General features: G+C 41.0%; 18 protein-coding genes and 1 tRNA gene. 12 read left to right on the forward strand and 7 right to left on the reverse strand.

The window, feature by feature from the left end:
- Window positions 1-9: 9 nt before the first annotated feature.
- Together MVE01_RS04410 and MVE01_RS04415 are read right to left on the reverse strand one after the other, a co-directional pair.
- Complete coding sequence (locus tag MVE01_RS04410) at window positions 10-153, reverse strand: hypothetical protein (protein WP_472560956.1); 144 nt, start codon at window positions 151-153, stop codon at window positions 10-12.
- Between the two features lie 94 nt (window positions 154-247).
- Window positions 248-766 carry a hypothetical protein gene (locus MVE01_RS04415; RefSeq protein ID WP_472560957.1) on the reverse strand — a complete coding sequence of 173 codons (519 nt, stop codon included), beginning with the start codon at window positions 764-766 and terminating at the stop codon, window positions 248-250.
- 81 nt (window positions 767-847) lie between these two features.
- On the opposite strand from MVE01_RS04415, the gene MVE01_RS04420 reads away from it, so the two are divergent.
- From MVE01_RS04420 to MVE01_RS04440, 5 genes are all read left to right on the forward strand, one after another.
- The gene (locus tag MVE01_RS04420) at window positions 848-1,867 is read left to right on the forward strand and encodes a ribonucleotide-diphosphate reductase subunit beta (protein ID WP_472560958.1); all 1,020 of its coding nucleotides are present in this window, start codon (window positions 848-850) and stop codon (window positions 1,865-1,867) included.
- Window positions 1,868-1,875: 8 nt separating this feature from the next.
- On the forward strand, window positions 1,876-2,607 hold the full coding sequence (locus MVE01_RS04425) for a carbon-nitrogen hydrolase family protein (RefSeq protein WP_472560959.1): 732 nt from the start codon (window positions 1,876-1,878) through the stop codon (window positions 2,605-2,607).
- Window positions 2,608-2,660: 53 nt separating this feature from the next.
- A complete protein-coding gene (locus tag MVE01_RS04430; protein WP_472560960.1) occupies window positions 2,661-3,296 on the forward strand; it encodes a protein-L-isoaspartate(D-aspartate) O-methyltransferase in 636 nt (211 codons plus the stop codon).
- 94 nt (window positions 3,297-3,390) lie between these two features.
- Complete coding sequence (locus MVE01_RS04435; RefSeq protein ID WP_472560961.1) at window positions 3,391-4,029, forward strand: DUF3972 domain-containing protein; 639 nt, start codon at window positions 3,391-3,393, stop codon at window positions 4,027-4,029.
- 7 nt (window positions 4,030-4,036) lie between these two features.
- Entirely contained in the window at window positions 4,037-5,119 is a 1,083-nt protein-coding gene (locus tag MVE01_RS04440; protein ID WP_472560962.1) for a calcium:cation antiporter, read from the forward strand.
- On the opposite strand, the gene MVE01_RS04445 is transcribed toward MVE01_RS04440, so the two are convergent.
- The 5 genes from MVE01_RS04445 to MVE01_RS04465 are packed head-to-tail and all read right to left on the reverse strand — an operon-like array spanning window position 5,116 to window position 10,334.
- Window positions 5,116-5,943 carry a DUF58 domain-containing protein gene (locus MVE01_RS04445; RefSeq protein ID WP_472560963.1) on the reverse strand — a complete coding sequence of 276 codons (828 nt, stop codon included), beginning with the start codon at window positions 5,941-5,943 and terminating at the stop codon, window positions 5,116-5,118. The genes MVE01_RS04440 and MVE01_RS04445 overlap by 4 nt on opposite strands.
- A gap of 46 nt (window positions 5,944-5,989) precedes the next feature.
- Window positions 5,990-6,937: an AAA family ATPase gene (locus MVE01_RS04450; RefSeq protein WP_472560964.1), complete on the reverse strand. Its 948-nt coding sequence runs from the start codon at window positions 6,935-6,937 to the stop codon at window positions 5,990-5,992.
- A 1-nt stretch (window position 6,938) separates the two neighbouring features.
- Window positions 6,939-8,072: a hypothetical protein gene (locus MVE01_RS04455; protein ID WP_472560965.1), complete on the reverse strand. Its 1,134-nt coding sequence runs from the start codon at window positions 8,070-8,072 to the stop codon at window positions 6,939-6,941.
- Entirely contained in the window at window positions 8,053-9,585 is a 1,533-nt protein-coding gene (locus tag MVE01_RS04460; protein ID WP_472560966.1) for a vWA domain-containing protein, read from the reverse strand. The genes MVE01_RS04455 and MVE01_RS04460 overlap by 20 nt, the downstream gene beginning before the upstream one ends.
- Window positions 9,582-10,334, reverse strand: coding sequence for a vWA domain-containing protein (locus MVE01_RS04465; RefSeq protein ID WP_472560967.1), 753 nt, complete (start codon window positions 10,332-10,334; stop codon window positions 9,582-9,584). Before MVE01_RS04465 ends, MVE01_RS04460 begins: the two co-directional genes overlap by 4 nt.
- 230 nt (window positions 10,335-10,564) lie before the next feature.
- Here MVE01_RS04465 and MVE01_RS04470 point away from each other — a divergent pair, with 230 nt between their 5' ends.
- The 7 genes from MVE01_RS04470 to infC form a co-directional block, all read left to right on the forward strand.
- Window positions 10,565-12,244 (forward strand): L,D-transpeptidase family protein, encoded by a 1,680-nt coding sequence (locus MVE01_RS04470; RefSeq protein WP_472560968.1) that lies wholly within the window; start codon window positions 10,565-10,567, stop codon window positions 12,242-12,244.
- A 3-nt stretch (window positions 12,245-12,247) separates the two neighbouring features.
- Entirely contained in the window at window positions 12,248-12,841 is a 594-nt protein-coding gene (coaE, locus tag MVE01_RS04475; protein ID WP_472560969.1) for a dephospho-CoA kinase, read from the forward strand.
- Window positions 12,838-13,584 (forward strand): diaminopimelate epimerase, encoded by a 747-nt coding sequence (dapF, locus tag MVE01_RS04480; protein ID WP_472560970.1) that lies wholly within the window; start codon window positions 12,838-12,840, stop codon window positions 13,582-13,584. The genes coaE and dapF overlap by 4 nt, the downstream gene beginning before the upstream one ends.
- 8 nt (window positions 13,585-13,592) lie before the next feature.
- Entirely contained in the window at window positions 13,593-14,231 is a 639-nt protein-coding gene (locus MVE01_RS04485; RefSeq protein WP_472560971.1) for a tetratricopeptide repeat protein, read from the forward strand.
- A gap of 57 nt (window positions 14,232-14,288) precedes the next feature.
- Window positions 14,289-14,364 (forward strand) — tRNA-Val (locus MVE01_RS04490).
- 228 nt (window positions 14,365-14,592) lie between these two features.
- Window positions 14,593-16,407, forward strand: a complete 1,815-nt coding sequence (thrS, locus tag MVE01_RS04495) for a threonine--tRNA ligase (protein WP_472560972.1) — start codon at window positions 14,593-14,595, stop codon at window positions 16,405-16,407.
- A partial coding sequence (gene infC, locus MVE01_RS04500; protein ID WP_472560973.1) for a translation initiation factor IF-3 occupies window positions 16,404-16,923 on the forward strand: 520 nt, incomplete at its 3' end. The genes thrS and infC, both read left to right, overlap by 4 nt.

Raw genomic sequence — 16,923 nt, forward strand, 5'->3', positions numbered from 1 at the left:
TTATTTTGCCTACATGGCTGCATTCACTACGTTCATTTCGACCATTTCGGTTCCGTAGCTAAAAACAACAAGCAGTTGTTGTATTGTTTCGCCTTCATGGGTCACCTTGTTCCACCATTTCGGTTTCTCTCCTGTAAACGTGAAGCAGTTCACATAAAGGTATCGTTTTCCTCCATGGCTACGCTTTCGCTCCGACCACTCCGGTTCCGTAGCTAAAAACAACAAGCAGTTGTTGTTTTTTTTAACGCTACTCACCCCATCCATGCATTTTTTTTGAGATCAGTACATCATAATGCTCAAACAGATCATCTATAGTGCTGCTTGCCACATAGTAGTGCTCTTCAAACAGTGTCATCCAGGTATAACGCTGTGATTTATCTCCTTTTGGAATGAAGATCAGTATAAGTCCTGCATTTTTAATGATGCCGTGGGCTTTTTTTAAAAAATCACTTCTACTCTCTTTTTTTATGCTTGAAGTGATAAAAAGATATTCATAAAGTTTGCCTTGTATCATATATCTTGGTCTCTCAAGGGAAAATTTTACAGGCTTTATATAAGTATGGTCTTGGTATTTGTTTTCTAATATTTCAAAAAAAGAGGGTTCTGTACAGTTTAGTTGGTATTCATACTCATTTTGAGAGCAGAAATCTCCTAAGATTTCTACCATTTTTTCACCACTTTCACAAAAATGGGCAATACGTAGAGCAGGAGCAGGTGCTATGATCTGCAGCAGTGTTTCCAGTTTGTCTTGTTCTATGCTTTTCATAGTTAAGTGTAGCTAAAAAACAGACTAAATGTGTATAATGTTTTTTAAATTAAAGAAGAATACAGCATAGAGGTTTACAGAATGGAACGAAAAAAGATATATAACCCTGAATCTCAGGAAAAAACCAGTGACAGAAAGATATTCGGAGGGAATCCGACAGGGATATTTGAACTTAATGACATCAAATATCAGTGGGCATATAACCTTTGGGAAATGATGCTTAACAATACATGGTTTCCCAAAGAGGTAGACATGACAAGAGATGTGAATGACTACAAACATCTCACCGATGCAGAGAAACAGGCATACGATAAGGTATTGGCACAACTGATCTTTATGGATTCACTTCAGACCAACAATATTATTGACAATCTTAATCCTTTTATTACTTCTCCCGAGGTGAATCTGATCTTGGTAAGACAGGCATTTGAAGAGGCACTGCATTCACAAAGTTATGCAGTTATGGTTGACAGTATCTCTACGAATTCCCAAGAGATCTATGAGTTGTGGAGAAGAGACATGAAGCTCAAATCCAAAAATGATGCTATTGCCAAAGTGTATGAAGAGCTCTCATCAAATCCGACGGATGAAAATATTGTTAAAGCGATGTTCGCCAATCAGATATTGGAAGGTATCTACTTCTACAGCGGGTTTACCTACCTCTATACCCTTGCCCGTTCGGATAAGATGCTTGGAACGGCGCAAATGATCCGATTTATCCAAAGAGATGAGGTGACACACCTTCTGCTTTTTCAAAACATGATCAATGCAACCAAAAGAGAAAGACCTGAACTCTTTACAAAAGAACTGCTTGATGAAGTGTATCAGATGTTTAGAGATGCAGTAAAACTTGAGTGTGAATGGGGAACCTATATTACACAGGGACAGATACTGGGACTGACAGATGAGATCATAGAGCAGTATATTCAGTATTTGGCAGATGAGAGACTGCATGCCGTAGGTTTGGAGAAGATGTACAATGTAGAACACCCGATCAAATGGGTAGATAACTTCTCTAAATTCAATGACCAGAAGACAAACTTTTTTGAAGGGAATGTAACGAACTATTCAAAAGGAAGTCTTGACCTGGACGACTTTTAGGAGTGAATATGATTGGTAAACCTAAAAAAATGGAAGCGGTGGTGCTGCAGCTTCCAAGCAAAAAACGTTATCAGGAAAATCTTGACAGGCTTCTCGAAGAAATCAAAGTACATCAGGATAAACAGATTATTGTGACACCTGAGGTATATCTTACAGCGTATGATTATGAGCACTTGGTCACAGCAGCCAAATTCTCTGCCAAAGCATTGAAACTACTCAAACAGGAAGTAGATGAGCAGATCGTAGTTACGACATTGATCCTTGAAGACGGAGATGAATTCGTCAATCAGGCAGTGGTCATCCATAATCATAAAGTGGTACATAGGCAAGATAAAGTCAAGCTTTTTAAACTTGGAGATGAAGATATCTATCTCACCGCTGGCAAAAAGAAGAAGATCAAACCTTTTGAGATAGAGGGAGTAACATATGCATTGCTTATCTGTTTTGAATTGCGTTTTAAAGATCTTTGGAAGCAGATAGAGGGAGCAGATATTGTGCTTGTTCCTGCACGCTGGGGATTACCTCGTAAAAAACATTTGGAGATACTCTCATCGGCATTGGCAGTAATGAACCAATGTTATGTACTTCTCTCCGACGCTTCAGACAGTGATATGGCAAGCTCCTCTGCGATCATCTCTCCCAATGGTGATCGTATTATGGATGATACAAAAGAAGTTATAGAAGGTGAAGTAGATTTCAGAGAGCTCAAAAAGATTAGACGCTATATCGTCATGGATTAATAACACTTTGGATAAAATTCCTTTATCAATGGGGACATAAGGGATCACGGTAGATGATAAAAGCACGAAACAGACAAAATCTTGTCAATGAAATAGAACAACATTTTAAACTTGATGCACATGTCAAAGAGGCTTTTTTGAAAGTAGACAGGGAAGCGTTCGTTCCCAATGAATTTAAACATCTCTCCTATAAACTTGATGCCCTTCCTCTGGCGGCAAGCCAATGGATATCCTCTCCTCTGACCGTAGCAAAAATGACACAGCATCTTGAGCTTAAAGGGATAGATTCTGTACTTGAGGTAGGATGCGGAAGCGGCTATCAGGCAGCCATTCTCTCTGCTATCTGTCGTCGTGTCTTCACCATAGAGCGGATCGATGAACTCCTTAAAAAAGCCAAGGCTACTTTCTATGAACTTGAAATACACAATATATTCACCCGTTTTGACGATGGACAGAGAGGCTGGAAGCAGTATGCTCCATTTGAGCGTATTTTATTTTCTGCTACGGCAAAGGAAGTACCTGAAATACTTTTTGAGCAGCTTGCTGAAGGGGGAATACTTATCGCTCCTATTGAGCAGAGTAAGGATTATCATATCCTTACCCGTTTTTATAAAAAGAACGGGCGGATCACTTCTGAAACGATTGAGCAGTGTCTGTTCGTTCCTGTTTTGGATGGTACACAAAAATAAACGCTATGGCTTCTTTATCTTTTGGAGATTAAAATCTGTCAACCTTTCATTAAAATTATGCTATGATTTACAAAATTGTAAACAGGGGTAAGGAATGGAAAAGTTGATGAAGCCTGCGGAGTATGCCAAAGAGCTTGGTATCTCCAGACAGGCGGTTTATGCGAAGATCAAAAGAGGGATACTTACCGCCAAGAATGTAGAGGGGAAACTTTACATTGTGGTTGACACTAAAGCCAAAACACAAAAGGGTTTTGAAGCAGAGACAAAAGCAGCACCAAAGAATCCCACGGTAACAACAACTTCTGCACCTCAAGCCAAAGACTACAAAGCACTGCTTGCAGCTAAAGATGAGACGATCTCTGTGCTAAAGGGGACAGTCAAAGACCTTAAAAAATCCAATAAACAGATATCTACCACACTCAAAGGAGAGATAGATCTGCTCAAAGAGGCATTTTATGAGATGCGTACACTTTACATCCACCAGTTGGAAGATAAAAAACCTCAAGATGCCATTGACATTGTGACAGAAGAAGAAACGGTTGAGCCGGAGCCGGAGCATTGGATAAGTACAAAGAAGTTCTTTAAACAACAAAAGATCACCAAAGAGAAACAGCAAGCTAAGATAACCAAGCGTTTGAAAAAAGCCTACAGATCTGGGGATGGGCGTTTAATGAAACTAGAGGGGAAACTCAAGCTTAATGCCAACAAAAATTATAAAGATATTTTAAATTAAGATGCAGATGTTAAAAGATTTCTCAAAAGAGTACAGTCTCTTCTTGGCCATACTTACCTACTTCGGCATTAGCCATTTTGAACATATTTTGGTGCATACTACTGCAGGAAATTTGCTTGGGTTGGGTATTTTGTTTGTTGTGATCATCTACTCGTCTATGTCTGTGGCACATCATGCTGAGATGTTGGCTGAGAAGTTTGGTGAACCATATGGTACGCTTATTTTGACGATTTCTGCTGTAATTGTTGAGATACTCATCATTGTCATTATGATGATACATGCCGAGAGTCCTACACTTGCCCGTGATACCATCTACTCGGCAATCATGCTTGATATTAATGGGCTCCTTGGGATAGCGGCGATCATCGGAGGTATCAAATACGGTGAACAGCCTTACAATGTTGACTCCTCCAACTCCTACCTATCTATGCTTCTTGTTGCTATAGGCATAGCAATGGTACTTCCACACTTCATTGATGTGGCACATCATGATATGTTCAACATGTTCAATGTGGTGATGTTCATCCTGCTCTATATTGTGTTTACCCGAATTCAGCTCAAATCACATAAATACTTTTTTGAGTATGAAGAGAAAAACCAGGTATGCAAAGAGGGTGAAATATGTGAGCCGCATCATGAGATCAATGCCTGGTATCATACCTTTAATTTGGTGGTTTCTATTGTACTTATCGGGGTACTTGCAGAGATACTTTCTGTCTTTATGGGTAATACTCTGGAAACCTTTGAACTGCCGCTTGCTATCGGTGCGGTAGGTGTTGCCGTTATTTCTGCTGCACCTGAACTCATTACTGCAGTACGCGCGGCGGTAGACAATCGTATGCAAACAGTGATCAACATTGCTCTTGGTGCATCTCTGGCAACCATCTTGCTGACCATTCCTGCAGTGATACTGGTATCACGTTCTATGGGTATGGAGCTTAATCTTTCCCTTACTCCTCTTCAGGGTGTAATGCTGGGGCTTACACTGTTATTAAGCATTGTCAATTTTAGTGATGGTGAAACCAATGTGCTGGAAGGGTTTTTGCACTTTATCCTGTTTGTAGTGTTTGCATTTTTGTTGTTTGTCTAAACAAACAGTGAAATTAGCTTACCTACAGCCTCTTCATCTGTAAAAATTTTCACGTAACGTATATCATGCTGTGAAAAATGCTCTACCAATTTCTCATCATTTTTTTTAAGTTCGGCAAGATATTTCTGTACACTCCTCTTTCCGAAATAGGTATCAAGTTTAGCTCCGGTTTGAGGATCGTTGAGGACTACTTCTCCCAGTTTTCTAGGTAACTCTTCCTCTTTGTCCCGTATGATCACAGCGATCAGCTCATGTTTTTGTGCAAGGAGTGAAAGGTCAACGGCTTCAAGGAAGTCCCCTATCACAAAGACCAGAGAAGGTTTGTAGAGGCGTTTGAAGAGGTCTTTCATGGAATCCTTGAGCTCTACTTTTGTACCAAGCAGAGAGCTTTCAAAAAGTTTTTGAGAGAACTGATCTATATGGTAGAGATGTTTCGTAGGAGGGGTAAGTTCTGTTTTGTTCTGAGTATAACAGATACCGGTAAAAAGGTCATCGTTGAGCTGAGCGGCATACCCAAGAAGTGTAGCAACTTCAGTAAGCTTTTTCTGTTTATTGTTTCCTGTACCGAAATAGAGGCTTCCATCCATGAATGCAACTACAGCAACTGAAAGTTCACGGTTGGCATGCAACTCCTTAATATAGGGCTTTCCAAGCTTTGCTGTGATGGTCCAGTTGATCTTGCGAATATCATCCCCTACCTGATATTCTCTGAGCTCCGCAAAATCATACCCTTCACCATGAAGTTTGGAGAGATTCTGTCCTGAAAGCAGTGTATAGACCTGATGTCTGGCTTTAAGTTGGAGAGCTTTTAGAGCAGTTGTCATTTAAAGTCTCCACTTCCATGAGCGATAGATATGTGTATATGTAACATTATGGAATAGGCAATGTCTCAATAATTTGGCTAATAATCTCATCTGTACTCACGCCTTTTGCTCTGGCTTCATAGGAGAGTACGATCCTGTGCCTGAGTACATCATGTATCACATATCCTATATCAGCAGGGGTGACAAAATCATTCCCCCGTAAAAAGGCTTTGGCTTTGGCGGCTTTATAGAGGTCTATAGAAGCTCTTGGACTGGCTCCGTACATCAGTTTGTCAGCAATATTACCCAGTTCAAATTTTTCAGGATCTCTTGTGGCAGAGATGAGTCGCACGATATAGTGTTCCAGCTCTTTGTCAATATGAATTTTCTCTATCTCTGCCTGTAATGCATGAAGGGATTCAAGGCTAAGTACCTTTTGTACACTGCCAAAGCTTTTACTTGCTCCTTTACGCATGATCTCCAGCTCTTCTTCTTCGGAGTTGTGTACCACTACAATCTTCATCATAAACCTGTCCAATTGCGCTTCAGGAAGGGCATAGACCCCTTCCTGCTCTATGGGGTTCTGTGTTGCCATGACCAAAAAAGGAGCCTTTAGTTTGAAACTCTCATCCGCAATGGTCACTTGCCGCTCCTGCATTACTTCCAGCAGAGCAGACTGCACTTTGGCAGGGGCTCGGTTGATCTCATCAGCAAGCAGAAGGTTGGTAAAGAGAGGACCTTTTTTGATGCTGAAACTGTGGTCTTGCGGATTATATATCTGTGCTCCGATGATATCTGAGGGAAGAAGATCCGGGGTGAACTGGATACGCTTGAAGTCTAATCCAAGTGCTTTGGCGAAAGCATTGATGGTGGTGGTCTTTGCCAAACCGGGAACTCCCTCTACCAGAATATGTCCTTCGCAAAGCAGCCCTATAAGCAGGCCTTCTATAAGTGCCTCCTGTCCTATAACTGCTTTGTGTAATTCCTGTTTTAAGATTTCTATTTTTTTATTCATATTATATTTTCTCCAAAATATCCTGCTTTATTTTCTTCAGGTTCATTGTACCATCTCCATATAAATGCTTCTCCAGATTTTCTATGCTTGAAGCAAACTTTTTGCTGTCTGTTGCCATAAGCAGTTGCAACAGGGTTTTTGCATCTTTTGTATTCTGTATTTTTTCTTCTAAGGGATGTTTGGTTTTTTTAGCAGACCGTTTTGGGAGCTTAAAAAGCCGTGCGGTGAAGTATCCTGCTGCAAATGCCATGAGGTAGCCAAAGAGATTTTTTAGCCATACTAGGTTAGTTTGAAGCAGTGGTGGTATATTACGTTTGTCAACCAGACTTTTTTTGTCAACAGGCTGAATGTCAAAATGCTGTTTGGGCAGGGTGAGGATGTAGCTTTTTTCTTTGTCTGGATCAAAAGCATGGAGTTTTATTTCAGGTAGAGTGAAACTGTTTTTGGCACTGAGTGCAAAGAGATAGGTTGTTTGGATTGCTATCCCTTTCTTTCCGGATGAGGTTGCAGTTCGTGGCTTTTCACTGAAAAGGGTATAGGCTTTACTTTGAGGAATCAGATGTTTAAGATGCGGAGGGTAACCTTTTCCTTTCAGGGTAATTTTAACAGATACAGGCTCATCCATTTTGGCGTGATAGGTGTTTACACTATAGTCAAGATGAAAATCTCCTACAAGCTGTGTGCCTTTGGGCAGAGGTTTGATATGAAGTTTCAAAGGAGGGAGGGCAACAGGAAAATCATTGGTATCAAGCTTTTTAAAGTCGTCACGATCCCCCGAAGCAAAATAGCGTACTTTTTCATCATTGGTGATACGTTTGAGAAGTGTGAAGTGAACAGTAATATCTCCTGTTTTGAGAGGATAAAGCTGAAAGACGTTGTGGTGTTTGGTGTGATGCAGTGTGTCATCATTTCTGGCAAAAAGAGGTGTCACCTGATAGTCTGGATCCTTATCGATATCGAACTGAAACAGCAGTACTACATCGGGGTTTGTCTGGTTAAGGTCTACAGTAAGAAGCAGTGGTTCATGCAGATAGGCTTTGGTTTTGGAAGCAGTAATACCGTAGCTAAAATCTTCTGCCTGCAACAGCGTAAAACAGAGTAGATAAAGTATAATCCTACCAAGGCTGTGTTTCACGAATATATCCTTTGTTAATAAGCTCATAGACTTTTGAGCTTAAGGGGTGATGCTGTGCGTGTTCCTCTTGTAAAAGTTTTTGCGTGTTTTTTTTACTTTTTTTGCTCTGCATCTCTCCTCCTGAACCTGAACCTGTACCTGATTGCGCCTCTTTCTTCTTCTTTTTTTTGTCAGAGTCTTCAGCAAGATTTTTTCCGGTAAGGCTGCTTTGTGCTTTTGGATGCGCTATGCCCAAGGGATGTTCATGCTTCTCTTTAAGAAATACGACTAGCCCCAAATTGTGTTTTGCGGCTTCATCATTGCCCAGCTGTAATGTTTTAGTATAGTAAAGTTTAGCTTTATCATACAAGCCCAGCTGTGCGTAGCAGTTGGCACTGTTGTAATAGAGTTGCTGTTTCACTGTAGCAGAGTGACTGCGCAGAAAGAGATAGATGTGCAATGCCTTGCGGTAGCTGCCTTGTTTGTAGTAGGTATCGGCAAGTGCCATTTGGCTCTGCAGGGAGGGTGTTTCTATTTTTTTAAGTTGTTTGTAGCTTGTATTGAAGTCGCCTTTACCATAGGCAGTGTACGCACAGTGAAGATGGTAGCCGTCAAGCACTCCTGCTTGTGTCTGTATGCCAAAGAGAGAAAAGAGAACCAAGAGATATTTGATGCCGCTTGTGTGCAGCAGTCCGAACATCAGCAGTGCAATGAAGAGAGGAACAGGGTAGAGTTCCCAATAGCGATGCTCTTTTTTTTCTATCTGCTGTGCTGTTTGTGTATCAAGTGCCTGCGTGATACGCTCGGCTGTCTGTTCAGGTGTGTTTTCTGCCTCTATGTATGTACCTTGAACCATGGAAGTGAGATCTTCCAGCGCAGGATTGATACGGGAGATGACAAGATCACCCTGTTTGTTTTTAAGCAATGTACCGTTTTTAAGAGAGATGGTTGCACCCCGGGCAGTACCTGTAGCCAAAGTGATCAGCGAGAGATCTGCTTTTTGCAGCAGGGCAGCGAGTTTCTCCGCATGAAGTGCTTCTCCTCCGTCTGTGATAAGGATGAGGGTTTTGTGTCTTGGGTGCATGCCAAGCAGTTTTTTAAAAAGTCTTTGCAGAGAAGTCCCTTTGGTAAGGATAAAATCGGAGTTAAGACTTTTTAACGCTGTCTGAATGAGTGCATGGTCGGTGGTGGGAGGGGAGAGGAGTAGCGGATTGGTGGTAAAAGCGATCAGCATGATATTGTCAGAAAGATTTTGTTTAAGCAGTAGATTGATAGTCTTTTTGGCGAACTCATACCGTGTAGGTGATATATCTGAAGCCTGCATAGAGTAAGAGGCATCTAGGGCAATGATAATGTCTTTGGCCTCTAGTGCTACGGTTTGCACTGTCTGTTCTTTGACTGGTCTAGCAAGTGAGAATATCAGCAATATAAGGATGATACTGTGTGCTCTTATGACCGTACGTGCAGAAGCTTTAAAGAAAAAGATCAGCAGAGGAACAAGAAGCCAGAGTACTCCAGGGTATAAAAAAGTCATCCCTCTTTCCTTTGCAGCCAGAGTGTCCACAGCAGTAAAAGAAGAAATGCTGCACCCAAAGGTATGATAATAAGCAGTTTTTGGTTGAGGTAATTCTCACTTCGTATAGATGAGGGCTCAAGGCGGTCTATCTCTTTGTATATTTTATCGAGATCTTCACTGGAGATCGCTCCATAGGATTTGCCATGAGTTTCATTGGCGATCGTCTGTAGGAGTGCTGCATCATAATCTGACTTTTTCCCGATACCGATGGTATAGATGCGGATATCGGCTTTTTTTGCTTTGGCTACGGCCTCTTTGGGGGAGTGTACTCCTGCATTATGATACCCGTCTGTCAGAAGAATGATCACTTTATGTTTTGCCTGTCCATAGGAGAGGGTACGGATGGACTGCATGATGGCATCTCCAATGGCTGTACTTTCCCCCGCCAATCCTACTGTTGTCATATCAAGTAAAGAGGCAAGACCCTCAAGATCATAGGTCAAAGGAGAGGTAGTATAGGCAAAAGTACCAAAAAGTACAGCACCCATATTATCATCAAAACGGTGTGCGATGAAGGCTTTGGAGAGGGTAAGGGTTGTCTCAAATTTACTCTTGAACCGATCCTCCTTATTGAATCCACTTTGCGCCATAGAACCGCTTGCATCGATCGCCAAAACAAGATCCCGTCCTTTCCTGTGTTGATTTTCGGCACCGTCATAGACAAAAGGTTTTGCCAAAGCGATGACCATGAGTGTAAAAATGAGCATTTTCAGCCAGGGTTCCAAAGTAAGAAAAGGACTCTCTTTGGCGATCCATGAAATTTTGGGAAAATAATAGTTTTTGTGAGAGGGCTTACACCATAAAAAACAGGGCAGAAGCAATAACAGAAACAAAAAGTAAGGTAAGCCAAAAGTAAAGTGCATAATAATGATTTTAGCATTTCTCTGATAAGTTTACGATATAATCATCAAAATTTCATTTAATAACAGGGAAAAGAATGGAACGAACAAGGAAGATATTACAAATATGGGTGAGTACAGCGATCTTTGCTTTTATGCTGCTCTTTGCACAGACTGCAACACTTAAAGCAAATACGTTGGCATTTCAGGATAATGCTTCGGAAGTGATACTTAATTCACTGCAAAATCAATCTAAACGGAGCTTTTTAAGACGACTCTACACACAGCTGCTTTTTATGCCGGTATGGATACATGAAAAATCTCTTTCACCTGCAGCCAAAGCACTTTTCAATACTATCAAAGCGGATGAAACACTGGATAAAAACGGAAAGCTTTATCAGGATGCACTGCTTCTGGAGCAGAAAGCTGGAGAAGTCTATGCAAAAAAGGGTACGCTTGCCGAAAAAATAGACCTTGAGTTCAAAATATCCCAACTCTATGAGGGATATACCAATTATGCCTATTTCGGAAGTATCAACTGGGGAGCATTTAATGCACGTATCTCTAATCTTATGGTTAATGACGTCAGTACTGAGTGGGTACTGCACAGACCCCAGGCAAATCCAATAGGTATGTTAGAAAATGCAGCACTTGGGGGAAGTTTGGCAAAGCAACTTAAAGCTGCGGTTCCTACAGCTTACCGGTACAAAGCACTGCAAAAGGAATTAGAAAAATATCTGCAAATCAAAGCCAACGGGGGTTGGCCGATGGTTGTACTGCACACTAAACTTAAACCTGGGGGAAGTGATGAGGGAGTACTCGCTCTTAGAGAAAGACTAAGAATAACGGGAGATTATGTCCCTTGTGAGAAGAGTGTGGAAGATATTGTGTATGATTCCTGCCTGCAAAAAGCAGTAAAACATTTTCAGGCACGAAACGGTCTTAGTCCTGATGGTGTGGTAGGAAGAGGAACACTGGCAGTCTTGAATAAAACAGTGGATCAGCGTATTACGACCATACGTTTGAATCTTGATCGTATTAAATGGTTGGCAGACCGACATTCAAAGAGACATATTATCATCAATATACCGGATTTTAAACTCTATTTTGAAGAGAACGGAAAGTTGATAGAGAGCATAAGAGTGATCACCGGGAAGCCAAACCACCCTACGCCGATATTCAGTGATACAGTAGAGTATATCGTACTCAACCCTTACTGGAATGTCCCAAAGAGTATCATACAGAAAGAGTTCGTACCCAAATTAATACGAAATCCAAATGCTATGAAAAGAAAAGGTATAGAGATACGCCAAGGCTGGGGGAAAAATGCGAAAGTGGTGAACCCTTCCAAGGTAAATTGGCGTAATTATGTGGATGGTACACCGATGCCGTTCCATTTTGCACAGTTACCGGGGAAAAGAAATGCCTTAGGGAAAATTAAGTTCCTGTTCCCGAACAAATTTTCGGTCTATATGCATGATACTCCGTCAAAAGGGTTGTTTAAAAGGAGTAAAAGGGCATTCAGTCACGGCTGTGTCCGTTTACAAAAACCAAGAGAATTACTTAAAACATTCTCTACATTCAACAGCAATATAGATTTTGATAAAGCACAAAAAATACTTAAAGGGAAAACAAAAACATCTATTACTTTAAAAGAAAAAGTGCCTGTAGATGTCATTTATCTGACTGCATGGGTAGACTATGATGGAAATCTGCAGTTTAGAAACGATATTTACGGTTATGACAGGATGCAGCTGAAATCATTTAGGAAGTGGTAAGTCATGGCATTTGAATATGCTATTGTTTTAACTGGGAGTATTGCAACAGGGAAAAGCACGGTTGCAACGTGCTTTAATATGGCCGGATTTACGATTGTTGATGCCGATGAAATAGCCCATGAAGTTCTGGATACACAGGCAGAAAAAATAGCAGAAATATTTGGTGACACTCTGCTAAAAAAAGGTAAAGTTGACAGAAAAGCATTGGGAAGTATCATTTTTTCTGATCAATCTAAAAGGCAAGCACTTGAAGCGTTACTTCATCCGCTTATCTATGAGGAGATAGAATATCTATCTAAAGAACTAGATAATGCCCAAAAACCGTATATTGTGGATATCCCTCTTTTTTTTGAAGGAGGACGTTACCCTATAGAGAACTCTATCGTAGTTTATGCGCCTAAAGAGCTACAACTAAAAAGAGTAATACGAAGAGATGGATATAATGAAGAAGATGCACTGAAACGGATAGCATCACAGATGGATATAGAGCAAAAACGTGAACTGGCTACCTATGTAATAGATAACAGCGGTGATCGGGAAGCACTTAAAAGAGAATGTGAACGTGTAAAAGAAAAGATTTTAGGAGATTTTAAATGACGGTGACAAAATATTCAGCCAATGGAAATGACTTTGTCATGTTCGTAGCACAGGAAAAAGCCGATCGTTCAGCACTTGCTAAAAAACTGTGCCACAGACAAAACGGTGTAGGAGCAGATGGACTGGTCGTACTGCTTCCCCATCCGAAATATGATTTTGAGTGGGAGTTCTACAACTCAGACGGCAGTCATGCCGATATGTGTGGGAATGCTTCCAGAGCAGTAGCACATTTTGCCCATGAAAAAGGTATTTCCAAAGATGGTACAGCAGAGTTTCTTACAGGAGCAGGTGTGATCCGTGCAACGATCAATGGTGTTTATGTTGTCAGTGATATGACACCTCCCAAGATCATCAGAAATGATATAGAAGAAGACGGAGAGATCTGGTGGCTCATCGACTCTGGTGTACCTCATTTGGTTGCAGTACGTGATAATATAGAGGTGTTTGATATTGCGCAGATGCGCAGGTTGCGTAATAAATATAATGCCAATGTCAATATCTGTAAAGTAGAGGGTGATACCATGTATGTACGCACCTATGAACGCGGGGTAGAAAATGAAACACTGGCATGCGGTACAGGTATGGTAGCGTGTTTCGTGCGCAACCACAAGGAGGACAAAGTGCCCGATATGGTAAAAGTCCATCCAAAAAGCGCTGATGAACTTTATGTAAGTTATGAAAATGGGGTATATCGTTTTGGTGGGAAAGTGACCAAAACATTTATTGCAGAGACTATTGACTAGGAGAAGAGATGCGTAAGATAATACTATGGGTTTGTTTTGGAGTAATGCTTTGGTCGAACGAGTTTGATCAGGCAGTGAAAGATTACAATAGGGGGAGTTATATTAAAGCATTGAACACGTTTTATGTTTTGGCAAAAAAAGGTGATCCCAGGGCACAGTACAACGTAGGGATGATCTATGCTGCTGGCAAGGGCGTCAAGGCAGATATCGCTGAAGCAATGCAGTGGTATGAAAAGGCGGCAAAACAGGGAAACAGTGCTGCCCAGTATAATCTTGCACAACTCTATTATCAAAAAGGGCAAAAGGGTGAATCCCATGCCTATGAAAAAGCAAAATACTGGTATGAAAAGGCTGCAAACAATAACAGAAAAGAGGCATACAATAATTTAGCTTCTCTTTATATGGAAGGTAAAGGTGTAGCCAAAGATATCAAAAAAGCATTTAACCTTTTTGAGAACGCTGCCAAACTAGGAGATAGTGCGGCACAGGTAAATGTAGCAGTTATGTATGCCTGGGGAGAGGGTATAAAGCATGATAAAATGAAAGCCTATGAAAATTTAAAAAAAGCACTTAGAAACGGAAAAAGTGAGGCAAGTGAGTATCTTGACAAACTTTGTAAAGAAAGTGCCTGGGTCTGTCAGAATTGACAGGCAAAGCCTTTTTTTAGTTCTTTTTGTATATACTTTCGACCTGACAACAGATATGATCGCGTAACTCAGTTGGTAGAGTACTTCCTTGACATGGAAGAAGTCGTTGGTTCAAGTCCAATCGTGATCACCACTTTCGTTATATTTTTTCCTTTACTTGTCGTCTCTGCAGTTATTACGTACAGAGGAGTACGCTTCCTTATTTGTTACTGGGTTAAAGAAAAAATTATTGTGAAAATTCATTTTATACTTCTTCAATCTTATTAAGCTTTTTAATTAATTCATTTTTATCCAACTTTTAGCTATAATAACCGCATTTTTAGTGCATGGCATTGTAAGCTGTGACGTATAAAGGCTTAATTTGAGTGAAAATCTTATCGGATACATGGATGACCAGGGAAATATTATAGACACACAGAGTGCAGGAGAGAACTGTACTGCAACACCTATAGAGTATGATAACTCTGAAGCAGCACTGGAGATTATCCGTCACTCTACGGCACACCTGATGGCACAGGCGATCACAGAGCTTTATCCCAACTCTCAGTTTTTTGTGGGACCTGTTGTGGATGAAGGATTCTATTATGACTTCAGAGTTGATGAGCAGATAGGAGAGAATGATCTCAAAGCCATCGAAAAGAAGATGAAAGAGCTTATCAAGAAAAAATATAAGATCGAGAAATATGAGATCAGTAAAGCCGAAGCATTAAAGAAGTTTTCTAAGGATGACCTGAAGCTTAAGGTTATGGAGCGTATTGCGGATGATACGGTCTCTATCTATAAGCAGGGGGAGTTTGAAGATCTGTGTAGAGGACCTCATGTGCCAGCCCTTCGTTTTTTACATAACTTCAAACTGACACGTGTAGCAGGTGCTTACCTTGGTGGTGATGAAAATTCTGAAATGCTCACACGTATTTATGGTATTGCTTTTGCAGATAAAGAATCTTTAAAAGCATACCTTACTATGATGGAAGAGGCGAAAAAACGTGATCATAGAAAAATTGGTTCTGAAATGGAACTTTTCATGTTCAATGAAGAGTCAGGAGCCGGTCTTCCTTTCTGGATGCCAAAAGGGGCAAAGCTTCGGTACAAGCTGGAAAGCATCTTGCATAAAGCACACCTCACCCGTGGCTACGAGCCGGTACGAGGACCAGAGATATTAAAAGCAGATATGTGGAGAACCTCAGGACACTATGCGTGTTATGGTGATAATATGTATTTGACAGAAATTGATGGACAGGAGTATGGGATCAAACCGATGAACTGTATCGGACATATTCAGATCTTCAAGCAGACACAAAAAAGTTACCGTGATCTGCCATTGCGTTATTATGAATATGGTGTGGTACACAGACATGAAAAATCAGGTGTGTTGCACGGGTTGCTTCGTGTAAGAGAGTTCACTCAGGATGATGCACATATCTTCTGTACACCGGAACAGATTGCCTCTGAGGTGATTGAGGTGGTTGAATTTGTTGATGCAGTGATGAAACTTTTTAATTTTGACTACACGATGGAAATTTCAACTAAACCGGAAAAAGCTATCGGTGATGATGATGTATGGGAGATGGCAACCCAGGGGCTCAAGGATGCCTTGAATGAAAATAACCTACCGTTTACTATAGATGAAGGCGGTGGAGCCTTCTATGGTCCTAAGATCGATATTAAGATCACCGATGCCATCGGGCGTAAATGGCAGTGTGGTACCATTCAGGTGGACTTTAACCTCCCAGAGCGTTTTGAAGTGGAGTATGTCGATGAAGACAATACCCGTAAGCAGCCAGTGATGATCCACCGTGCGATCCTTGGTTCATTCGAGCGTTTCATCGGTATTTTGACTGAACACTATGCAGGAGAGTTCCCGTTTTTTCTGGCACCGACACAAGTGATCTTCGTACCGATCTCTGAGAGTCATGTCGTGTATGCAAACATGCTTAAGAAAAAACTCTTGGCTGAAGGTATTGATTCGGAAGTCTATGACAAGAATGACTCGCTGAACAAGCGCATTAGAACAGCAGAGAAGCAGAGAGTACCGTATGTAGTGGTTATTGGGGATGAAGAGGTAACGAACAATACCGTGGCGATCAGAAACAGAAGAACCAGAGAACAGTATAATCTTACACAAGACGAATTTATGGTAGAATTAACGCAACAACTTCAAGAAGGAAAAATTTGAGTAGACAAAACGATAGAAACAACAGGGGTAGAAAAAAGGCGGATGATACCATCATGAATGATGCGATAAGAGCAAGTGAGCTTAGAGTTCTGGGTGACGATGGAGAACAGTTCGGTATTATCTCCAGAGCAGAAGCACTGAATATTGCAGAAGAGAAAGGACTGGACTTAGTACTTGTATCTCCTGATGCGAAACCTCCTGTTGCCAAAGTAATGGACTACGGTAAACACAAATACCAACTGGAAAAGAAGAAAAAAGAGGCACGTAAAAATCAGAAGAAGATCGAAGTCAAAGAGGTAAAGTTCTCTTGCAAGATCGCTGATAATGATATTGCCTATAAAGTAAAACATGCCAGAGAGTTCTTGGAAAAAGGAAAACATGTAAAACTTCGTGTTTTCCTCAGAGGACGTGAGATGGCGAACCCTGAATGGGGGGTTGAGGTACTTAACCGTGTCTGGCCGATGCTTGAAGATATCGCCCAGCTTGAATCTCCTGCAAAGCAAGAAGGGCGTTATA

It is taken from the genome of Sulfurovum sp., from assembly GCA_026990595.1.
Lineage (GTDB): Bacteria > Campylobacterota > Campylobacteria > Campylobacterales > Sulfurovaceae > Sulfurovum.